The sequence below is a fragment of the Streptomyces sp. NPDC051987 genome, from assembly GCF_040680735.1.
Taxonomy (GTDB): Bacteria; Actinomycetota; Actinomycetes; order Streptomycetales; family Streptomycetaceae; genus Streptomyces.
In genome coordinates, this window is sequence record NZ_JBFAXI010000072.1 from 4,141 (window position 1) to 19,942 (window position 15,802).

The following is a 15,802-nucleotide window of genomic DNA, read 5'->3' on the forward strand; positions in this document are numbered from 1 at the left end:
GCGTCGTGCGTGTCTACACCCCCGCCCGGCTGCGCAGCCTGGCCAGCAGCTCCTCCAGTTCGTGCGGGGTGGCCACGCGCACCTTGAGGATGTAGTTCTCGTCGCCCGCCACGCTGTGGCACGCCTCGATCTCGGGGACGCCGGCCAGGCGGTCCGCGATGTCGTCGGGGGCGCTGGGGTCGAACGGTTTCACCGAGATGAACGCCGTCATGGGCAGCCCCACGGCCTCCGGGTCCACGACCGCGGCATAACCGCGGATGACGCCACGCTGCTCCAGCCGGCGCACCCGCTGGTGCACAGCCGACGTGGACAGCCCCGTGGCCTTGCCCAGGTCCGTGTAGCTCATCCGCCCGTCCTTGACGAGCAGCTGCACGATTTGACGGTCCAGCTCCTCCATGGCGCAAAAGCTACAGGGCGCCTGATCTCCTCGGGTAGCTCAGCGGCCCAGGTCATGGCCGGTTCGTGATGTCGGAGAGAGCGGGTTGCGCCCCGCCTGAGGGGACAAAACCGCCGCAGCGGGCACCTGCGTGCGGCATGTGACGAACGCCACAGCTCTCGAACGGGCTCCGTGATGGCCTCGTGATTACCGCGGAGACCGGACGGGAAGTGCTTGCTGTGGTCGAGGCCGCAGTGCCGTAACGGCCCAGCCCGAGGGGGAGTTACCCATGCAGAGTCTTAAGCGCCCTGGTCGTACCGTGCCCAAGCGCCCGCAGCTGGTGGTCGAGCCCGAGCCGGAGGGCGTCGAACCCGACCTCTACGAGGCCGAGGAACTGGACGCCTACGACACCTTCGAGATGTTCCGGGTGATCTGCCCGGACTGCGCGCAGTCCATCGCGCTGCTGGCGGACGAGGAGTTCCTGCCGGAGCACGCGCTGTGCGCCTCGCCGTGGAACCCGTTCGGCCTCACCGTCTGTGCCGGTACGGGCCGCGCGGCGGCCGACGCCCGGTCCGCGGACGAGTCGGTCGAGCCGCAGGAGCAGGACACCGCCCTCCTGCTCACCCTGCCGCAGGGCCTCGACTGGCGCACGCAGCCCTTCTCGCACGTCGGCGGCCCGGGCTCGCGCCCGATGCGCGTCCCGGCGCTGCGCCACGGCGGCGCGCTCGTCAGCCGTCAGGCCGCCTGAGCCACCGCACCGCGTCCCCCGCGACCGCCCTGCACCATGGCGCGCGTACGGCCGTGGTGCGGGATCAGTGCGTCCGGATCCGCCGGCACGGCCACCTCTGGCGCAGGAACTCCGGGAGCCCCGGAAAGTGAGGGCGGCCGGAGCCGGGGGCGGACGTTCCTGAACTCACGCGCGATTCAGGGGACCGGTGACCGGGGCGGGCGCGCGGGCGTTGACCAGGCATGACGACCACCTACACCGCCCTCGGCCGTCAGCGCCGGATCTTCGTACCCCCGCCTGCCGCGGCGGCGCCACCGCCGCCCTCGCCGCAGGATCCGCCCATCTACAGCGACCTCATGCGGATCTGGGCCGACCGGGGACGCGCCCTGCCGGGCCGCCACGACCCGGAGTGGGTCAGGCTGGCGGCGCCGACGGTCAAGCGCGGGCAGTTCAGCGACTTTCCGGCCCCGCCACGTGACGGGCGATGACCATCCGCTGGATCTGGTTGGTGCCCTCGACGATCTGCAGGACCTTGGCCTCGCGCATGTAGCGCTCGACCGGGAAGTCCGCGGTGTAGCCGTACCCGCCGAGTATCTGCACGGCGTCCGTGGTGACCCTCATCGCGGTGTCGGTGCAGTGCAGCTTGGCCATGGCGGCCTGCTTGGCGAACGGCCGGCCCGCGTCGCGCAGCCGGGCCGCCGCGAGATAGAGAGACCGGCCGGCCTCGATCTGGGTGGCCATGTCGGCGATCATGAAGCGAAGGCCCTGGAAGTCGGAGATGGGGTGGCCGAACTGCCGCCGCCCGGTGGCATAGCCCACCGCCTCGTCCAGGGCCGCCTGGGCCAGGCCGATCGCGCAGGCGGCGATGCCGAGTCGTCCGGAGTCCAGGGCGGCCAGGGCGATGGCGAAGCCCTGGCCCTCCTCACCGAGGCGCCGCTCGTCGGGGACGCGCACGTCGTCGAAGTGGACCTGGGCGGTGGGCGAGCCCTTCATGCCCATCTTCTTCTCGGGCGCCGCGCCGCTCAGCCCCGGAGCGTCGCCGGGGACCAGGAAGGCGGTGATCCCGTGCGAGCCCTCGGCGCCGGTGCGGGCCATGACCGTGTAGAAGTCGGCGACGCCGCCGTGCGTGATCCAGGCCTTGGTTCCGTTGATCACCCAGTCGTCGCCGTCCCGGACCGCCTTCGTGCGCAGTGAGGCGGCGTCGGAGCCCGAGGCCGGCTCGGAGAGGCAGTAGGCGCCCAGCAGGCCGCCGCCGAGCATCGCGGGCAGGTGCTCGACCTGCTGCTGCTTGGTGCCGTAGGCGGCGAGCGCGTAGCTCGCGAGGGTGTGCACACTGACGCCCAGGCCGACGGTGAGCCGGGCCGCGGCCAGTTCCTCCAGGACCTGGAGGTAGACCTCGTAGGGCTGGTCGCCGCCGCCGTACTCGGCGTCGTACACCAGGCCGAGCAGGCCGGATTCCGAGAGCAGGGTGAAGACCTCGCGCGGGAAGTGCCCGGCGTCCTCCTGCTCGGCCGCCTTCGGCGCGATCTCCCGGCGGGCGATCTCACGGACCAGCGCGAGCAGGTCCCTCGCCTCGTCCGTGGGCAGTTGACGCTCCACCGGCTGCGGGTCGCGGTCGGACATGGCGTCGCTCTCCTCCCTGTCGGGCAGCGGCGGCCACGGCCCACGGGATAGGGGGCGGCTCCGCCTGTCGTTCGGGTGCGGCCGCGGTCGGCGTTCCGGGTCGCGGAAGCTGCTGACCTGCGGCTGCGCAGTGAGTATGCCCGATCGGGGACCTCCCGTCACCAGTTAACGACCGCTTACTTCAGGAATTCCAGGCCAACATCCGCAACCCGCGGAATTGGTCCGAACCATTGACTCGACTGGTCTAGTCCTCCTAGGGTTCATGACCAACGCTTTACCGCGTTCATGCCAATCGGCGCGCGTTCCCTCTCCCCCAGGAGGAGACACCCGATGCACACCACCCACCGCTCCCGGTTGCGGGCGCTGCTGTCCGCCGCCTGTTGCGCCGTCCTCGGCGCCGGGCTCCTGACCGGCGCGGGCACCGCGTCCGCGGCGGCTCCGCCCGCTCCCCGGGCGAAGGCCGGCTCCAAGGTCGTCGGCTACTTCACGGAATGGGGCACCTACCAGCGCAACTACCTGGTCAAGAACGTCGAGACCTCCGGCTCGGCCGCGAAGCTCACCCACATCAACTACGCCTTCGGCAACGTCACCGGCGGCAAGTGCGCGATGGGCGACTCGTACGCGGCGACCGACCGGGCCTACACCGCCGCCGAGTCCGTGGACGGCGTCGCGGACACCTGGGACCAGCCGCTGCGCGGCAACTTCAACCAGCTGCTGAAGCTCAAGAAGAAGCACCCGAACCTCAAAGTCCTCTGGTCCTTCGGCGGCTGGACCTGGTCCAGTGGGTTCGGTGAGGCCGCCGGCAACCCCGCCGCCTTCGCGCAGTCCTGCTACGACCTGGTCAAGAACTCCAGGTGGGCGGGTGTCTTCGACGGCATCGACATCGACTGGGAGTACCCGAACGCCTGCGGCAACACCTGCGACACCAGCGGCCGGGACGCGTTCCGGAAGGTGATGGCCGCGCTGCGCGCGAAGTTCGGCAGCAGTGCGCTCGTCACGGCGGCGATCACCGCCGACGCCACCAGCGGCGGCAAGATCGACGCGGCCGACTACGCGGGGGCGGCGCAGTACGTCGACTGGTACAACCCGATGACGTACGACTACTTCGGAGCCTGGGCCTCGACCGGTCCGACCGCCCCGCACTCGCCGCTGACCTCCTATTCAGGCATCCCGACAGCGAACTTCTCCACCTCGGCGACCATCGCCAAGCTCCGGAGCCTCGGCGTCCCGGCGGCCAAGCTCCTGCTCGGCATCGGCTTCTACGGCCGCGGCTGGACCGGCGTGACCCAGTCGGCGCCCGGCGGCACGGCGACCGGCCCGGCGGCAGGGACGTACGAGCAGGGCATCGACGACTACAAGGTGCTCAAGACCAAGTGCCCGGCGACCGGCACGGTGGGCGGCACGGCGTACGCCAAGTGCGGCAGCGACTGGTGGAGTTACGACACCCCGGCGACCATCGCGACCAAGATGACCTACAAGAACCAGCAGGGCCTGGGCGGCACCTTCTTCTGGGAGCTGAGCGGCGACACCGCGAGCGGTGAGCTGATCAGGGCCATCGGCTAGCCCCCCGCACGGGGGGCTCGGGGCGGGGGGACCACGAGCCCCCCGCCCCTTCCGCGTCAGGAGTCCCGGCGGGCCGGGGCCGGGGCGCGGTAGGCCGGATCCAGTTCCTCGATGGCGCGCAGAGTACCGCCGAGCGTCTTGACCAGCAGCTCGCACATGGTCTCGCGGGAGAGTACGGGCCGGTCGATCCAGTCGAGGGTGGCACCCTCCACGCTGCACAGCCAGGAGAGCAGACCCGTCCTGGCGAGCGGGGCGATGTCGGTACGGCCGTACGCCCCCTCGGCTATGGTCGCGACGATCGCCTCGCGCACGCCGTCCCGGATGGCGTGCACCTCGGTGTCGAAGCCGACGCCGCCGCTGACGATCGTCCGGTACGCGGCCTGATGGTGCTCGGCGTAGCGCAGATAGCTGTCGATGGTCCGGTGGACGCGGTCCGCCTGGGGCAGCTCCAGACCGCTCGCCGCATAGGTGACCAGGTCGGCGACGGAGTCCTGGATGATCGCCAGGTAGTAGCCGCGCTTGGACTGGAAGTAGTAGTAGATCAGCCCCTTGGCGACATGCGCCTGCCTGGCGATGTCGTCCATGGACAGCGCGTCGTAGGACGTGTCGGCGAACAACTTCCGTCCGATCGTGATGAGTTCAGCACGACGAGCCACGGAACGCTCGGTGCCGCGCGCCCGGGGACGGGCGGCGGCACGTTGTTGACTAATATTCAATTTCGACCCTGGTCTCAACGGGCTGCGGGACATCCGCAGTATGTCAGGTCGGGTCGTGGGTCAGGTCACAGCAGACCGAGTTGGGTGACCAGCATGGCGACGACCACGACGAGCGTCCAGCCCATGACGTGTTCCAGAACCTTGGGGCCGTCGTCCTTCGGGCCGCCGGTACGGGCGCGGGCGGCGGTGGCGGAGTGCGTGGTCATGACGTCCACCATGCCACCGATTGCGGCTTTTGCGGCGGAGAGCTTGGTCACAGCAGAGCGGCCCCCGACCGGGCCTGAGGCCGCTCCCCCGGCCGGTCAGCGCACGCCGACCGCCGCGAGCGCCTTGAGCTGGGCCGGGGTCGGGCAGGCCGGGAAGTACAGGTAGCAGACGCCACCGGTGCCCGAGACCACCTTGCCGGCGGCGTTGTACCGCTTGGTCCGCAGCCAGATGTTCTCGAACTCCCGCCGCAGATACACCCGCCGGACCGCGTTGTCGTCGGCCGAGAACGGGTCGTTGGCGATCACGTCGCCCTCGGCGGTGAACCCGATCACCGTCATCAGGTGTCCCGAGGTGCCGTAACCGGCCCCGGTCAGCTCGCTCGTCAGGAACGACTGCGACGTTATGGCCGGGATCCCGGCCGCGATCAGGGTCTCCAGGTCGGTGAGCGAGGCCAGGCGCGTCACCACGCCCTGGAGGTCCTTGTACGTCGCGGCGTAGGCGGCGTTGAACGGCCAGTTGCCGCACCCTCCGTACTGGTAGTCGTAGGTGTAGCGGGCCGCCTGGCAGACCTGGGGGTCGGCGTACGACGGGTCGACCCAGGCCAGCTGCGCGGCGGTCGGCCGGCCGCCCCAGTACTCGACGATCATCTGCGAGGAGGTGGGGCTGCACCAGGCCTCGCCGCCGTTGTCGTACTCGGGGTACTGGCCCTTGTGGATCTCCTGCGAGTAGCGCGGGACCCGCAGCTCCTGGGCCAGGCCCGGCGTGGAGGCGGGGACGGTGAAGCGGTCCGGGATGTCGGAGCTCATGGCGCCGATCCGCCACACGGTCGGGGTGAGCCTGCTGCCCGGCCTGCGGTAGAGGGTCAGGCGCAGGCGGTACGACGTGAGGCGCAGGCCGGTGGTGGCGTCGTCGATGGCGAAGGTGTCGGTCCAGACGGTGCTCTTGCCGTCGGTCTGGCCGTCAACGGAAGTCCGCTTGATGTCCTGGTCGCCGGCCGCCCAGCGGCCCATCACGTACCAGGGGGTGTCGGTGCCGTCGGAGTAGGTGCCGTGCAGTTCGACCTGGATCCAGGTGCCGGCCGGGGTGTCCGCGTTCCAGGAGGCGATGGTCTCGGTGGCGGGGACGGCCGACTGGTGCACCGGGCCGGTCCAGGTGGCGTACTCCCAGGTGGCCGTGGTGCCGGTGTGCGGGTCGGTGTAGGAGGTGGTGCCGGCCGGGGTGCCGATCACCACGCCGGGGCGGTCCCCGGCGACGGCTCCGACGCCCTTGGCGGTGCCGGAGCGCCAGTCACTGTAGGTCGTCCAGGACCGGTAGTCGATCGGCCGGGTCCCGTCCCGGCCGTGGCCGGTGCGGCCGTTCCCGGCCCGGCGGGTCTCGGTCCGGGCCGTCTCCTCGGCGTCGGTCTCGGGGACGGCGGCCGCGGGTACCGCCGGGACCACGCCCTGGGCGACGGCCGCGGCAGCGACGGTCGCGGCGGCGGCCAGAACGGTTCTGCGGGACGGCTGTTCGGCTCTGCTCATGGGCGGAGGACCCCCAGGTGTGCGCGTCACGGCTGATCCGGAGCAAGGGCTGTGCGCCCACTATGGAGCAGGCGCCATGCCCCTGCCAGCACTTTTGCCCATGCCACGCCCACCAATATTGGTCTCGTCCACCGAAAGGGCCCCGGCACGGTCGCCGGGGCCTTTTCGGGTTCCTCGCCGGGTCAGACGAGATCCATCGCGGCGACCTCGTCGGGGCCACCGTAGCTGACCGGGCCCTGGAAGCGGCGGCGGGCGGTGGCGAACCACCAGACCGTGGCCACCACCAGGACGACGGCCAGGGCGATCGGCGCGTAGTTGAAGGAGTCGACGGTGATCGGCGAGGCCTGCGGCAGCATGAACAGGACACTGCTGAGCAGGATCCAGGTCACCGCCAGCCGGCCGACCGGCCTGCTCCAGCGGCCCAGGTGCCACGGTCCGGGCCGGAACTCGTCGCCCAGGCGCAGCCGCAGGAAGACCGGCACGGCGTAGGCGAGGAACAGGCCGACGACGTTGACGCTGACGATCGCGGTGAACGCCGTGTGCGACCACCAGCCCGGCACCACCAGGGCGAGCGAGCAGGCCACCGCGAGCCAGACGGCCTTGACGGGGGTCCGGGTGCGGGGCGAGACCGAGTGCCACAGGCGCGAGCCGGGCATGGCACCGTCCCGGGAGAAGGCGAAGATCTGCCGGGTGTTGCTGGTGAGGTTGGCCAGGCCGCAGAAGAGCATGGCGCCGATGACGACGAGCAGCATCGCCTTGGCCCAGGCCGTGCCGAGCCCGTCGATGAGGATCTGTACGGGCGGCGCGGAGGAACTCGCCACCTTGGCGTAGTCGCCGATGCTGTACACCATCGCGAGCATCAGGACCAGGCCCGTGATCGCCGACCAGCCGATGGAACGGATGATCCCTCTGGGGGCGTTGACGGTCGCCCGGACGGTTTCCTCGGACATGTGGAAGCTGCCGTCGAAGCCGGTGAAGGTCCAGCTGGTGACCAGGAGCCCCAGCAGGCCGCCGTAAAGGCCGTCGGTGAAACCGGTGTTGTTCACGAAATGCGTCACGAAGGACGCCGGCCGGTGCTGGTCGGGCAGCACGATCAGCGTGCTCACGATCACCACGAGTCCGATCAGCAGCCACCAGACGGAGATCCGGTTCAGCAGGGCGACGAGCTGCACCGTGTAGGTGTTGGCGAGCCCCTGGGCCACGATGATCAGGGCCGTGATCAGAACGGTCTGGTGGGCGGTCGGGGTGTACGACGGCCACTGCAGGGCGACGAACGCCTGAACGAAGGTGGCCGCCGCGTATCCGGTGGCGGCCGTGCCGCCGATCTGGCCCACGAAGTTCAGCCAGCCCGTGTACCAGGACCAGGCGCCCTTGTGCCGTTTGGCGAGTTTACCGGCGGAGAAATACAGGGCACCGCTCGTCGGATAGGCGGAGGCCACCTCCGCCATGGCCGCGCCGATGCACAGCACCATCACGCAGACGCCGATCCAGCCGAAAACGAGAATGCGCGGTCCGCCCGCGTTCATACCGAATCCGAAGGACGAGAAGATCCCGGAGAGGATATTGATGATGGTGAAGGAGATGGCGAAATTGTCGAAGGCCTGGAATCGGCGGGTGAGTTTCCGCGGATAGCCCATCGCGTGCAGGGTCGCGTCGTCGTCGAGCGTGACGGGGTCCGCTGTGCGTTCTGACACGTGCCGGCCTTTCGCTGGGAATCAGGAGGGGATGGGCAGGCCGCAGGCGCGGCGGGCCCGGGAGAGCTGGTCGGCCGGTTCGCCGAAGACGCTCCAGGGCATGCGTGAGGCGTACGGCCCCATGGCCGTGAAGACCGCACGGGCCTCGAACGCACACTGGGCCATGACCAGCGCGTGCGCGAGGTAGGCCAGGTCGAGCACCGGCGTGAAGCGGTATCCGGCCACCGTGGGCAGCCACGTGTGGTAGATCGACAATGCGGTGCTGCGCCACTGGGGCTGTTCCCAGACGCGCTCGGCGAGCAGTTGGGTGGGGTTGTGACTCTCCACCAGCGCGAACAGGGGCAACAGCCGCAGTGCGGAGCCGGCGGGCGCCCGCTGGGCGAGGAAGGCCGCGACGTCCCAGGCCGTGTTGACCGAGCCGCCGTACCGGGTGAAGAAGAAGGCCAGGAAGCGGTGGTGGGCCTCGCGGTGCCAGGGGTCGAGGGTGAGGGTGTGCGCGAAGAGCCGCCAGGGGCCGGGCGGCGAGGTCAGCAGGCCGCCGGGGGCCGGGTCGCGCGGGCGGTGCAGCCGGGCCATGGCCAGCTTGGCGGCCCAGGGCGTGGGATCGGCGGGGTTCATGGCGCTGGCCCGGTCACAGGCGGCGAGGGCGATCCGCTCCAGCGCCTCGGCCCGCTCGTCACGGGCGTCGGCCGCCCGGATCGCCCGCTGCACGGCCACCCGGGCCCACATCAGCGCGGACTCGGGGCTCGGCTCCTCGGCCAGCCAGCGCTCCACCAGATCGGTGCCGGCCGCCTCGGAGGCGAGGACCAGGGAGCGGTGGGCGCGCAGGGCGAAGTCGGCTCGCGTCTCGGTCAGGGCCTCACGTGCGCTCAGGTATCTGCCGGCGCGCACATCCACGCACACGCTCGCGAGCAAGCGGTCATCGGCCGCCGGATGCCAGACGTACTGCCCCTCGAATAAGTCCGCCGCCATCTTCCCCTGTCCGTCCCCGACGCGTGCACGCTCAAGGCAGCCTACTCAGGGTCCGGCACAGCGGAAACGCACGAGATCGACATATCGGTCAGCCACCCGGAAATATCAATGGCGCTTGCAGAGAACGGCTCGAAATTAGTTCAAGGCGATACCTTCCCGGGGCCGCGAACGCCCGCTCTGCACGGCACTACTAGAATGTTTCCGGAAAACACCCCATACCTCAGCACACCTCGGGACCGGCCATTCACCAGCTCGCCTCCGCGCTCCGGGCCCTGCCGCCCTCCTGCGGCCCGGTCCGCCTCGTCGGCGTCGACGGGCACGCGGGATCCGGAAAGACCACGTTCGCCGGTCAGTTGGCCGCCGCGCTGGGCGGGGCACCGGTGCTGCACCTCGACGACATCGCCAGCCACCAGGAGCTGTTCGCCTGGACCGGACGGCTGCTGACCCAGGTGATCGAGCCGCTCGGCCGGGGCGCAGTGGCGCGCTACTCCCCCTACGACTGGCACACCCGCCGCTTCGGACCGCCCCGCCCGTTGCCGCCGGCCCCGGTGATCCTCGTGGAGGGCGTCGGCGCCGGGCGCCGGGCGCTGCGCCCCTTTCTGGCCCGGCTGCTCTGGATGGAGCTGCCGCGCGAGGAGTCCTGGACGCGGGGCCGGGCACGGGACGGCGCCGATCAGCGGGCGTTCTGGGCCGAGTGGGTCAGGGCGGAACACGAACACTTCAGCGAAGACCCGTCCAGACCCCACGCCGATCTCCTGGTGACACAGTCACAAAAGGGATATGAGGTACTGCCGGGCCCGACGGGAACACTTGGACCGGACCAGAAGGTCACCCACCGTGACGGACCGTCCGCTGTGTGCTGAACTTGTGAAGAGCCGACCCCAAAGAAGTTGCCCGAGTACCTCAACTCTGCTTGACCGGGGGGCCGTACAGGTCTTACGTTCTCACTGAGCGGCCACTGTTGAGCCGCCGCAGAGACGCGAGGCCCCCGGTTGTTCCCCCGTGATCGGGGGCTTCGTTCTGCCCTTTATCCCTTTTGTGTGCGCCCCGCGCAGCCTCTCGCTCACCCAGGGTCACCGCGCCCGTGTGCGCCCTCTCTGCTCCCACCTCACCAAACGGCCCGTGCGGCACCCTTCGGCGGGCGGTGGAACCGCAGGTACGATGCCCTCGGTGCGACCTTCGAACGGCTGCTTCGCGCACCTGCAACTCCGGTCCGCGGCACAGCGGTTCGACCAACGGCGGCCATCGGGGGGAGCCCGGGGCCAACCACGGGGGCACGGTTTGTGGGGGACGTGATGGATTTCGGCACGCAGGGCCCCGAGGCCCCGGCCGACCTCGCCTGGCTGCGAGGCGTGGACGCGTACACGATGGGCGCCTATCCGCAGGCGGAGGAGGAGTTCCGCGCCGCGGTGCGGATGGATCCCGGGATGGCCGACGCCTGGCTCGGGCTGCACGCGCTGCGCGTCGACACGACGACCGCGCTGCTGCGGATGTTCCGGCACCGGGACCGCTTCGGCGAACAGCGCGGCCGGCATCGCCGCACCCTGAACTCCTGGTACTGGCTGGGCTGGTGGGTGCAGCCGGTGCTGGAGAGCCCGCGCGATCTGCTGCTCGCCCACGCCTCCCACTGGCTGGACGGCCGGCACGTCCCGGAGCTCGACCGGGCCCTCGCCGGGCTGCCGCCCGTGGACGCCGACGCCCAGGTCCGCTTCCTGCACGCCTGCCGGGCCTACCTGGTCAAGGACTGGGAGCAGTTGGTACGGCACACCGACCCGCTCCTCGACGACCCCATGCTCGGCATCGAGGCAGGCCTGTTCGGCGGCATGGCCCGGGTCCGCCTCGAGATGTACGGCCAGGCCGAACCGCACCTCTCCGCCGCGCTGATGCGCTGCCGCAGCGAGCAGCCGCAGCGCAAGGAGCTGCGCTACTGGCTGGCCCGCGCGCACGAGGGCACCGGCCGCAGCGCCGCCGCGCTCCCCCTCTACCGGGCCGTGCACCGGGTCGACCCCGCCTTCATGGACACCTCCGCGCGGCTGGCCGCGATAGCCGAGGGCGACGGCTACGACGACGCGGCCGACCTCGCGGCGATCACCCTCACCGGCGTCGGGCAGGACGTCGGGGACGGACCCGACCTGCTCGACCCGCTGTTCGGGACCGAGGGACGCGATCTGCGGCTCGGCGACCCGGAGCCGCCGGCCGGGGCGATGCCGTCGGTGATCGATCCGGCGGTGCGCGAGAAGGTTGCGGCGTCGGGCCCGCTGCCGGCCGGGCCGACCGACCCCGCGTTACTTGAGGAGGCGCTCGCCGAACTGGAGCGCATGGTCGGGCTCGAGCCCGTGAAACGGCAGGTCAAGGCGTTGTCCGCGCAGTTGAACATGGCGCGGCTGCGGGCCGGGCAGGGGCTGCCGGTGCAGCCGCCGAAACGCCACTTCGTCTTCTCCGGGCCGTCCGGAACGGGGAAGACCACCGTCGCCCGGATCCTCGGACGGGTCTTCTACGCGCTGGGGCTGCTGGGCGGGGACCACCTCGTGGAAGCGCAGCGCGCCGATCTGGTCGGCGAGTACCTCGGCCAGACCGCCGTGAAGGCGAACGAACTGATCGACTCCGCGATCGGCGGGGTGCTCTTCGTCGACGAGGCGTACTCCCTCTCCAACTCCGGCTACGGCAAGGGGGACGCGTACGGCGACGAGGCGCTGCAGGTGCTGCTGAAGCGGGCCGAGGACAACCGCGACCACCTGGTGGTGATCCTCGCCGGCTACCCCGAGGGCATGGACCGTCTGCTCGCCGCCAACCCGGGGCTCTCCTCGCGCTTCACGACCCGGGTGGACTTTCCCTCCTACCGCCCGCTCGAACTGACCTCGATCGGCGAGGTGCTGGCCGCCGAGAACGGGGACGCGTGGGACGAGGAGGCGCTGGAGGAACTGCGGTCGATCGCCGGGCACGTGGTCGACCAGGGCTGGATCGACGAGCTGGGCAACGGGCGGTTCCTGCGGACGCTGTACGAGAAGAGCTGTGCGTACCGGGATCTGCGGTTGTCCGCGTATCCGGGGGTGCTGACGCGGGACGATCTGGCGACGCTGCGGTTGCCGGATCTGATGCAGGCGTACGGGGAGGTGCTGTCGGGGAGGGGACCGCACGATCCGGCGGCCGGGATGTAGGCTGAAGCGCCCCGCAGGGGCGCGGGGAACTGCGCGACCAGCCCCCACCGGCCCGCAGCTCCCCGCGGCGCTCAGCCCACGGCCACTCCAGCTCCCCGCGACGCTCAGCCCACCGGCACTTCCTCCGGCTCCCCGTTCACCCTCGGCTCCGGGGCCCGCGGCGACGTCGGCTGGTCGCGGTGCGCCGGATCGCGGACCTCGCCGACCAGCAGCTCCAGGACGTCCTCCAGCGCCGCCAGGCCCAGCACCCTGCCGTTCGCGTCGGCCACCTGCGCGAGGTGGGTCGCCGCTCGGCGCATCACCGTGAGGGCGTCGTCGAGGGGCAGCTCGGCCCGCAGGGTCGTCATCGGCCGCCATATCTGCTGCGGCACCGCCCGGTCCGAGTCCTCCAGGTCGAGGACGTCCTTCACGTGCACGTACCCCATGAAGGCGCCGGACTCGGCCGCCACCGGGAAGCGGGAGTACCCGGTGCGGGCGGTGAGCTCGACGATCTGGCCCGGGGTGACCGACGGCGGGACCGTGATCAGCGACTCGCGGCGCAGCAGGACGTCCGTGACCGGGCGGGAGCCCAGTTCCAGCGCGTCCTCCAGGCGCTCCCGCTCCTCCGGGTCGAGAAGGCCCGCCTGGCCGGAGTCCTCCAGCAGCCGGTTGAGCTGCTCGCTGGTGACGACGGCCTCGACCTCGTCCTTCGGCTCGACCCGGAACAGCTTGAGGATGCCCTGGGCGCAGGCGCCGAGGGCGACGGTGATCGGCCGGCAGACGCGGGCGAACGCCACCAGGCCGGGGCTCAGCCACAGCGCCGCCTTCTCCGGCGCCGCCATGGCCAGGTTCTTCGGCACCATCTCGCCGATGACCAGGTGGCAGAAGACCACCGCGGCCAGTGCGATGACATAGCCCAGCGGGTGGACCATGCCGTCGGGCAGGTGGACCGCCTCGAACAGCGGCTCCAGCAGGTGGGCCACCGTCGGCTCGGCCACCGCGCCCAGCGTCAGCGAGCAGACGGTGATGCCGAACTGGGCCGCGGCCATCATCTGCGGCAGGCGTTCCAGGCCGTAGAGAACCTGCCGGGCGCGGGCCGTGCCCAGGGGTTCGATCTGGCTGCGGCGTACGGAGACGAGGGCGAACTCGGCGCCCACGAAGAAACCGTTGGCCAGGACCAGCAGCGCGGCGAAGACCAGTTGGAGGAAGCTCATCGGGCGGCCTCCGCGACGGCCGGGGCGGTGCGGACCAGCCGGACCCGTTCTGCGCGGTAGTGGCCGACCCGGCGGACCGACAGGCGCCAGCCGGGCAGTTCCGCCCGGTCGCCGGGTGCCGGGATGCGGCCGAGGAGGTCGGCGACCAGCCCCGCGACGGTCTCGTACGGGCCTTCCGGCACGTCCAGCCCTATCCGCTGCAGGATGTCGACGCGGACACTGCCGTCGACGTCCCAGGCGGGCTTGCCGTCCTGGGCGGGGGCGGCGGCGAGTTCGGGGGCGCCCTGGCTGTCGTGCTCGTCCCGGACCTCGCCGACGAGTTCCTCGACGATGTCCTCCAGGGTGACCACGCCCGCCGTGCCGCCGTACTCGTCGACGACGACCGCGATGGGCTGCTCGGAGCGCAGCCGGGCGAGGAGCGGCTGGACCGGGAGGGTCTCGGGCACGAGGAGGGCCTGCCGGGCGATGCGGCTGACGGGTGTGTGCAGGCGCTCGTGCACGGGAACGGCCAGCGCGTCCTTGAGATGGGCCATGCCGACGACGTCGTCGATCTTCTCCCGGTAGACCGGGAAGCGGGACAGTCCGGTGGCCCGGGTGAGGTTGACGACGTCCTCGGCGGTCGCCGTGTCCTGGAGGGCGCTGACCTTCACCCGGGGGGTCATGACGTGCTGGGCGGTCAGCTCGCCCAGGGACAGGGTGCGGACGAACAGGTCGGCCGTGTCCTGTTCCAGCGCGCCGGCCTGGGCGGAGTGCCGGGCCAGGGAGACCAGCTCGCCGGGGGTGCGGGCAGAGGCCAGTTCCTCGGCGGGTTCGACGCCGAGGGCGCGGACGAGCCGGTTGGCGACCGTGTTCAGCGCGGCGATCACCGGCCGGAACAGGCGGGAGAAGCGGGCCTGCGGGCCGGCGACCACGCGCGCGACCTGGAGGGGCTTGGAGACCGCCCAGTTCTTGGGCACGAGTTCGCCGATCACCATCTGGATCGCCGAGGCGAGCAGCATGCCGACCACGACGGCGATACCGGAGACGGCGCCGTCGGGCAGCCCGATCGCGGTGAGCGGGCCGCGCAGCAGCGTGGCCAGTGCCGGTTCGGCGAGCATACCGACGACGAGGGAGGTGATGGTGATGCCGAGTTGGGTGCCGGAGAGCTGGAAGGACAGCTCCTTCAGCGACTCGACGACCGTACGGGCGCGTCTGTCGCCGTCGGCGGCGGCCTTCTCGGCCTCGGGCCGCTCCACGGTCACCAGGCCGAACTCGGCGGCCACGAAGAAGCCGTTGGCGAGGATGAGCAGGAACGCGGCTGCCAGGAGCAGCAGGGGGGTGGTCATGATGCCGCCGCCTCCGCATCCTCGCGGACCGGGGAAAGGCGGTCCGCGGTATGTCGGCAGGGAGCGGCGCAGGTACTACAGGACGATCCGTCCATCGCCGGAGAGGGTCACTCCTCGGGTAGCAGGAACCCCTGTGCGCCGGGCGCGCGACAGGGGCGGAGGCGGGACGTGAAAAGCCTCCGCCAACAGATTAATCAAGACAGGGGCCGGTGCGGCAGGGGCGACGGCCCTCGGACGACCCCGAAGTTGCGTGATTTCAGCCCTGATGCTGTTCGGGGTCGTGCACCGCGTGGGCCTCGGCGAGGGCGCGCAGGGCCCTGGCGTCGGCGATGGCGCGCTGCTTGGCGATGCCCGGCTGGATGCCGAGGGCGGGCAGGCTGGTGCCGTCGCTGAGGTCGAGGAAGACCCAAGGGTCACCCGCGCGGAGGTTCACCTGGAGGATCTCGGCCCACTCCAGGCGCCGCTCGCCCGCGATGTTGACCACGGTCACGCCGGACTCGTCGGCGACCACCTTCACCCGGGCCAGCCGGGCCAGCACCCAGAAGATCAGCGCGCCGGTGACGACGAAGCTGAGCTTCTCCCCCGGGCCGAGCTGCTCCAGGAGCAGCGCGACCCCGGAGATGGTGGCGAAGATCGCGACACCCGCGGTGAGCAGGATCGCGCGGGTGAGGCCCGGCCGGAAGGTGACGGGAAGAGCGGGAAGCTCGGACATCTTTCGTGCGCCCCGG

General features: G+C 71.1%; 15 protein-coding genes. 5 read left to right on the top strand and 10 right to left on the bottom strand.

Annotated elements, in window-relative coordinates; all coding sequences use genetic code 11:
• Positions 1-13 precede the first annotated feature (13 nt).
• Complete coding sequence (locus tag AB0M11_RS29850) at positions 14-397, bottom strand: Lrp/AsnC family transcriptional regulator (RefSeq protein ID WP_365710894.1); 384 nt, start codon at positions 395-397, stop codon at positions 14-16.
• A gap of 268 nt (positions 398-665) precedes the next feature.
• Here AB0M11_RS29850 and AB0M11_RS29855 point away from each other — a divergent pair, with 268 nt between their 5' ends.
• Both AB0M11_RS29855 and AB0M11_RS29860 read left to right on the top strand, forming a co-directional pair.
• A complete protein-coding gene (locus tag AB0M11_RS29855; protein WP_365710896.1) occupies positions 666-1,124 on the top strand; it encodes a hypothetical protein in 459 nt (152 codons plus the stop codon).
• Between the two features lie 221 nt (positions 1,125-1,345).
• Positions 1,346-1,591 carry a hypothetical protein gene (locus AB0M11_RS29860; protein WP_365710898.1) on the top strand — a complete coding sequence of 82 codons (246 nt, stop codon included), beginning with the start codon at positions 1,346-1,348 and terminating at the stop codon, positions 1,589-1,591.
• On the opposite strand, the gene AB0M11_RS29865 is transcribed toward AB0M11_RS29860, so the two are convergent.
• Positions 1,554-2,726, bottom strand: a complete 1,173-nt coding sequence (locus AB0M11_RS29865) for an acyl-CoA dehydrogenase family protein (protein WP_365710900.1) — start codon at positions 2,724-2,726, stop codon at positions 1,554-1,556. The two genes, AB0M11_RS29860 and AB0M11_RS29865, sit on opposite strands and share 38 nt — an antisense overlap.
• Before the next feature lie 330 nt (positions 2,727-3,056).
• Here AB0M11_RS29865 and AB0M11_RS29870 point away from each other — a divergent pair, with 330 nt between their 5' ends.
• On the top strand, positions 3,057-4,289 hold the full coding sequence (locus AB0M11_RS29870) for a glycoside hydrolase family 18 protein (protein ID WP_365710902.1): 1,233 nt from the start codon (positions 3,057-3,059) through the stop codon (positions 4,287-4,289).
• Positions 4,290-4,345: 56 nt separating this feature from the next.
• Here the strand turns inward: AB0M11_RS29870 and AB0M11_RS29875 are convergent, their stop codons facing one another.
• The 5 genes from AB0M11_RS29875 to AB0M11_RS29895 form a co-directional block, all read right to left on the bottom strand.
• The gene (locus AB0M11_RS29875; protein ID WP_365710904.1) at positions 4,346-5,005 is read right to left on the bottom strand and encodes a TetR/AcrR family transcriptional regulator; all 660 of its coding nucleotides are present in this window, start codon (positions 5,003-5,005) and stop codon (positions 4,346-4,348) included.
• 65 nt (positions 5,006-5,070) lie between these two features.
• Entirely contained in the window at positions 5,071-5,211 is a 141-nt protein-coding gene (locus AB0M11_RS29880) for an SCO1431 family membrane protein (protein WP_343236213.1), read from the bottom strand.
• Between the two features lie 96 nt (positions 5,212-5,307).
• The gene (locus tag AB0M11_RS29885) at positions 5,308-6,732 is read right to left on the bottom strand and encodes a peptidase C39 family protein (protein ID WP_365710907.1); all 1,425 of its coding nucleotides are present in this window, start codon (positions 6,730-6,732) and stop codon (positions 5,308-5,310) included.
• Between the two features lie 182 nt (positions 6,733-6,914).
• Positions 6,915-8,369 (bottom strand): amino acid permease, encoded by a 1,455-nt coding sequence (locus tag AB0M11_RS29890; RefSeq protein ID WP_365710960.1) that lies wholly within the window; start codon positions 8,367-8,369, stop codon positions 6,915-6,917.
• Positions 8,370-8,447: 78 nt separating this feature from the next.
• A complete protein-coding gene (locus tag AB0M11_RS29895; RefSeq protein WP_365710909.1) occupies positions 8,448-9,398 on the bottom strand; it encodes a hypothetical protein in 951 nt (316 codons plus the stop codon).
• Between the two features lie 242 nt (positions 9,399-9,640).
• On the opposite strand from AB0M11_RS29895, the gene AB0M11_RS29900 reads away from it, so the two are divergent.
• Positions 9,641-10,261: a hypothetical protein gene (locus AB0M11_RS29900; protein WP_365710962.1), complete on the top strand. Its 621-nt coding sequence runs from the start codon at positions 9,641-9,643 to the stop codon at positions 10,259-10,261.
• 432 nt (positions 10,262-10,693) lie between these two features.
• A complete protein-coding gene (locus AB0M11_RS29905; RefSeq protein ID WP_365710911.1) occupies positions 10,694-12,556 on the top strand; it encodes an AAA family ATPase in 1,863 nt (620 codons plus the stop codon).
• Between the two features lie 104 nt (positions 12,557-12,660).
• Here AB0M11_RS29905 and AB0M11_RS29910 read toward each other — a convergent pair whose 3' ends face one another.
• The 3 genes from AB0M11_RS29910 to AB0M11_RS29920 all read right to left on the bottom strand — a co-directional run bounded on the left by AB0M11_RS29910 (position 12,661) and on the right by AB0M11_RS29920 (position 15,786).
• Entirely contained in the window at positions 12,661-13,749 is a 1,089-nt protein-coding gene (locus tag AB0M11_RS29910) for a hemolysin family protein (protein ID WP_365710913.1), read from the bottom strand.
• Positions 13,746-15,074, bottom strand: coding sequence for a hemolysin family protein (locus tag AB0M11_RS29915; protein ID WP_365710915.1), 1,329 nt, complete (start codon positions 15,072-15,074; stop codon positions 13,746-13,748). Before AB0M11_RS29915 ends, AB0M11_RS29910 begins: the two co-directional genes overlap by 4 nt.
• 256 nt (positions 15,075-15,330) lie before the next feature.
• Complete coding sequence (locus AB0M11_RS29920; protein WP_365710917.1) at positions 15,331-15,786, bottom strand: PH domain-containing protein; 456 nt, start codon at positions 15,784-15,786, stop codon at positions 15,331-15,333.
• Between the last annotated feature and the right edge of the window lie 16 nt (positions 15,787-15,802).

What these genes read in the sequence shown, in the direction of transcription:
- AB0M11_RS29850 (WP_365710894.1), bottom strand. Translation starts at nt 397, where the DNA reads ATGGAGGAGCTGGACCGTCAAATCGTGCAGCTGCTCGTCAAGGACGGG.
- AB0M11_RS29855 (WP_365710896.1), top strand. Translation starts at nt 666, where the DNA reads ATGCAGAGTCTTAAGCGCCCTGGTCGTACCGTGCCCAAGCGCCCGCAG.
- AB0M11_RS29860 (WP_365710898.1), top strand. Translation starts at nt 1,346, where the DNA reads ATGACGACCACCTACACCGCCCTCGGCCGTCAGCGCCGGATCTTCGTA.
- AB0M11_RS29865 (WP_365710900.1), bottom strand. Translation starts at nt 2,726, where the DNA reads ATGTCCGACCGCGACCCGCAGCCGGTGGAGCGTCAACTGCCCACGGAC.
- AB0M11_RS29870 (WP_365710902.1), top strand. Translation starts at nt 3,057, where the DNA reads ATGCACACCACCCACCGCTCCCGGTTGCGGGCGCTGCTGTCCGCCGCC.
- AB0M11_RS29880 (WP_343236213.1), bottom strand. Translation starts at nt 5,211, where the DNA reads ATGACCACGCACTCCGCCACCGCCGCCCGCGCCCGTACCGGCGGCCCG.
- AB0M11_RS29885 (WP_365710907.1), bottom strand. Translation starts at nt 6,732, where the DNA reads ATGAGCAGAGCCGAACAGCCGTCCCGCAGAACCGTTCTGGCCGCCGCC.
- AB0M11_RS29890 (WP_365710960.1), bottom strand. Translation starts at nt 8,369, where the DNA reads ATGGGCTATCCGCGGAAACTCACCCGCCGATTCCAGGCCTTCGACAAT.
- AB0M11_RS29895 (WP_365710909.1), bottom strand. Translation starts at nt 9,398, where the DNA reads ATGGCGGCGGACTTATTCGAGGGGCAGTACGTCTGGCATCCGGCGGCC.
- AB0M11_RS29905 (WP_365710911.1), top strand. Translation starts at nt 10,694, where the DNA reads ATGGATTTCGGCACGCAGGGCCCCGAGGCCCCGGCCGACCTCGCCTGG.
- AB0M11_RS29910 (WP_365710913.1), bottom strand. Translation starts at nt 13,749, where the DNA reads ATGAGCTTCCTCCAACTGGTCTTCGCCGCGCTGCTGGTCCTGGCCAAC.
- AB0M11_RS29915 (WP_365710915.1), bottom strand. Translation starts at nt 15,074, where the DNA reads ATGACCACCCCCCTGCTGCTCCTGGCAGCCGCGTTCCTGCTCATCCTC.
- AB0M11_RS29920 (WP_365710917.1), bottom strand. Translation starts at nt 15,786, where the DNA reads ATGTCCGAGCTTCCCGCTCTTCCCGTCACCTTCCGGCCGGGCCTCACC.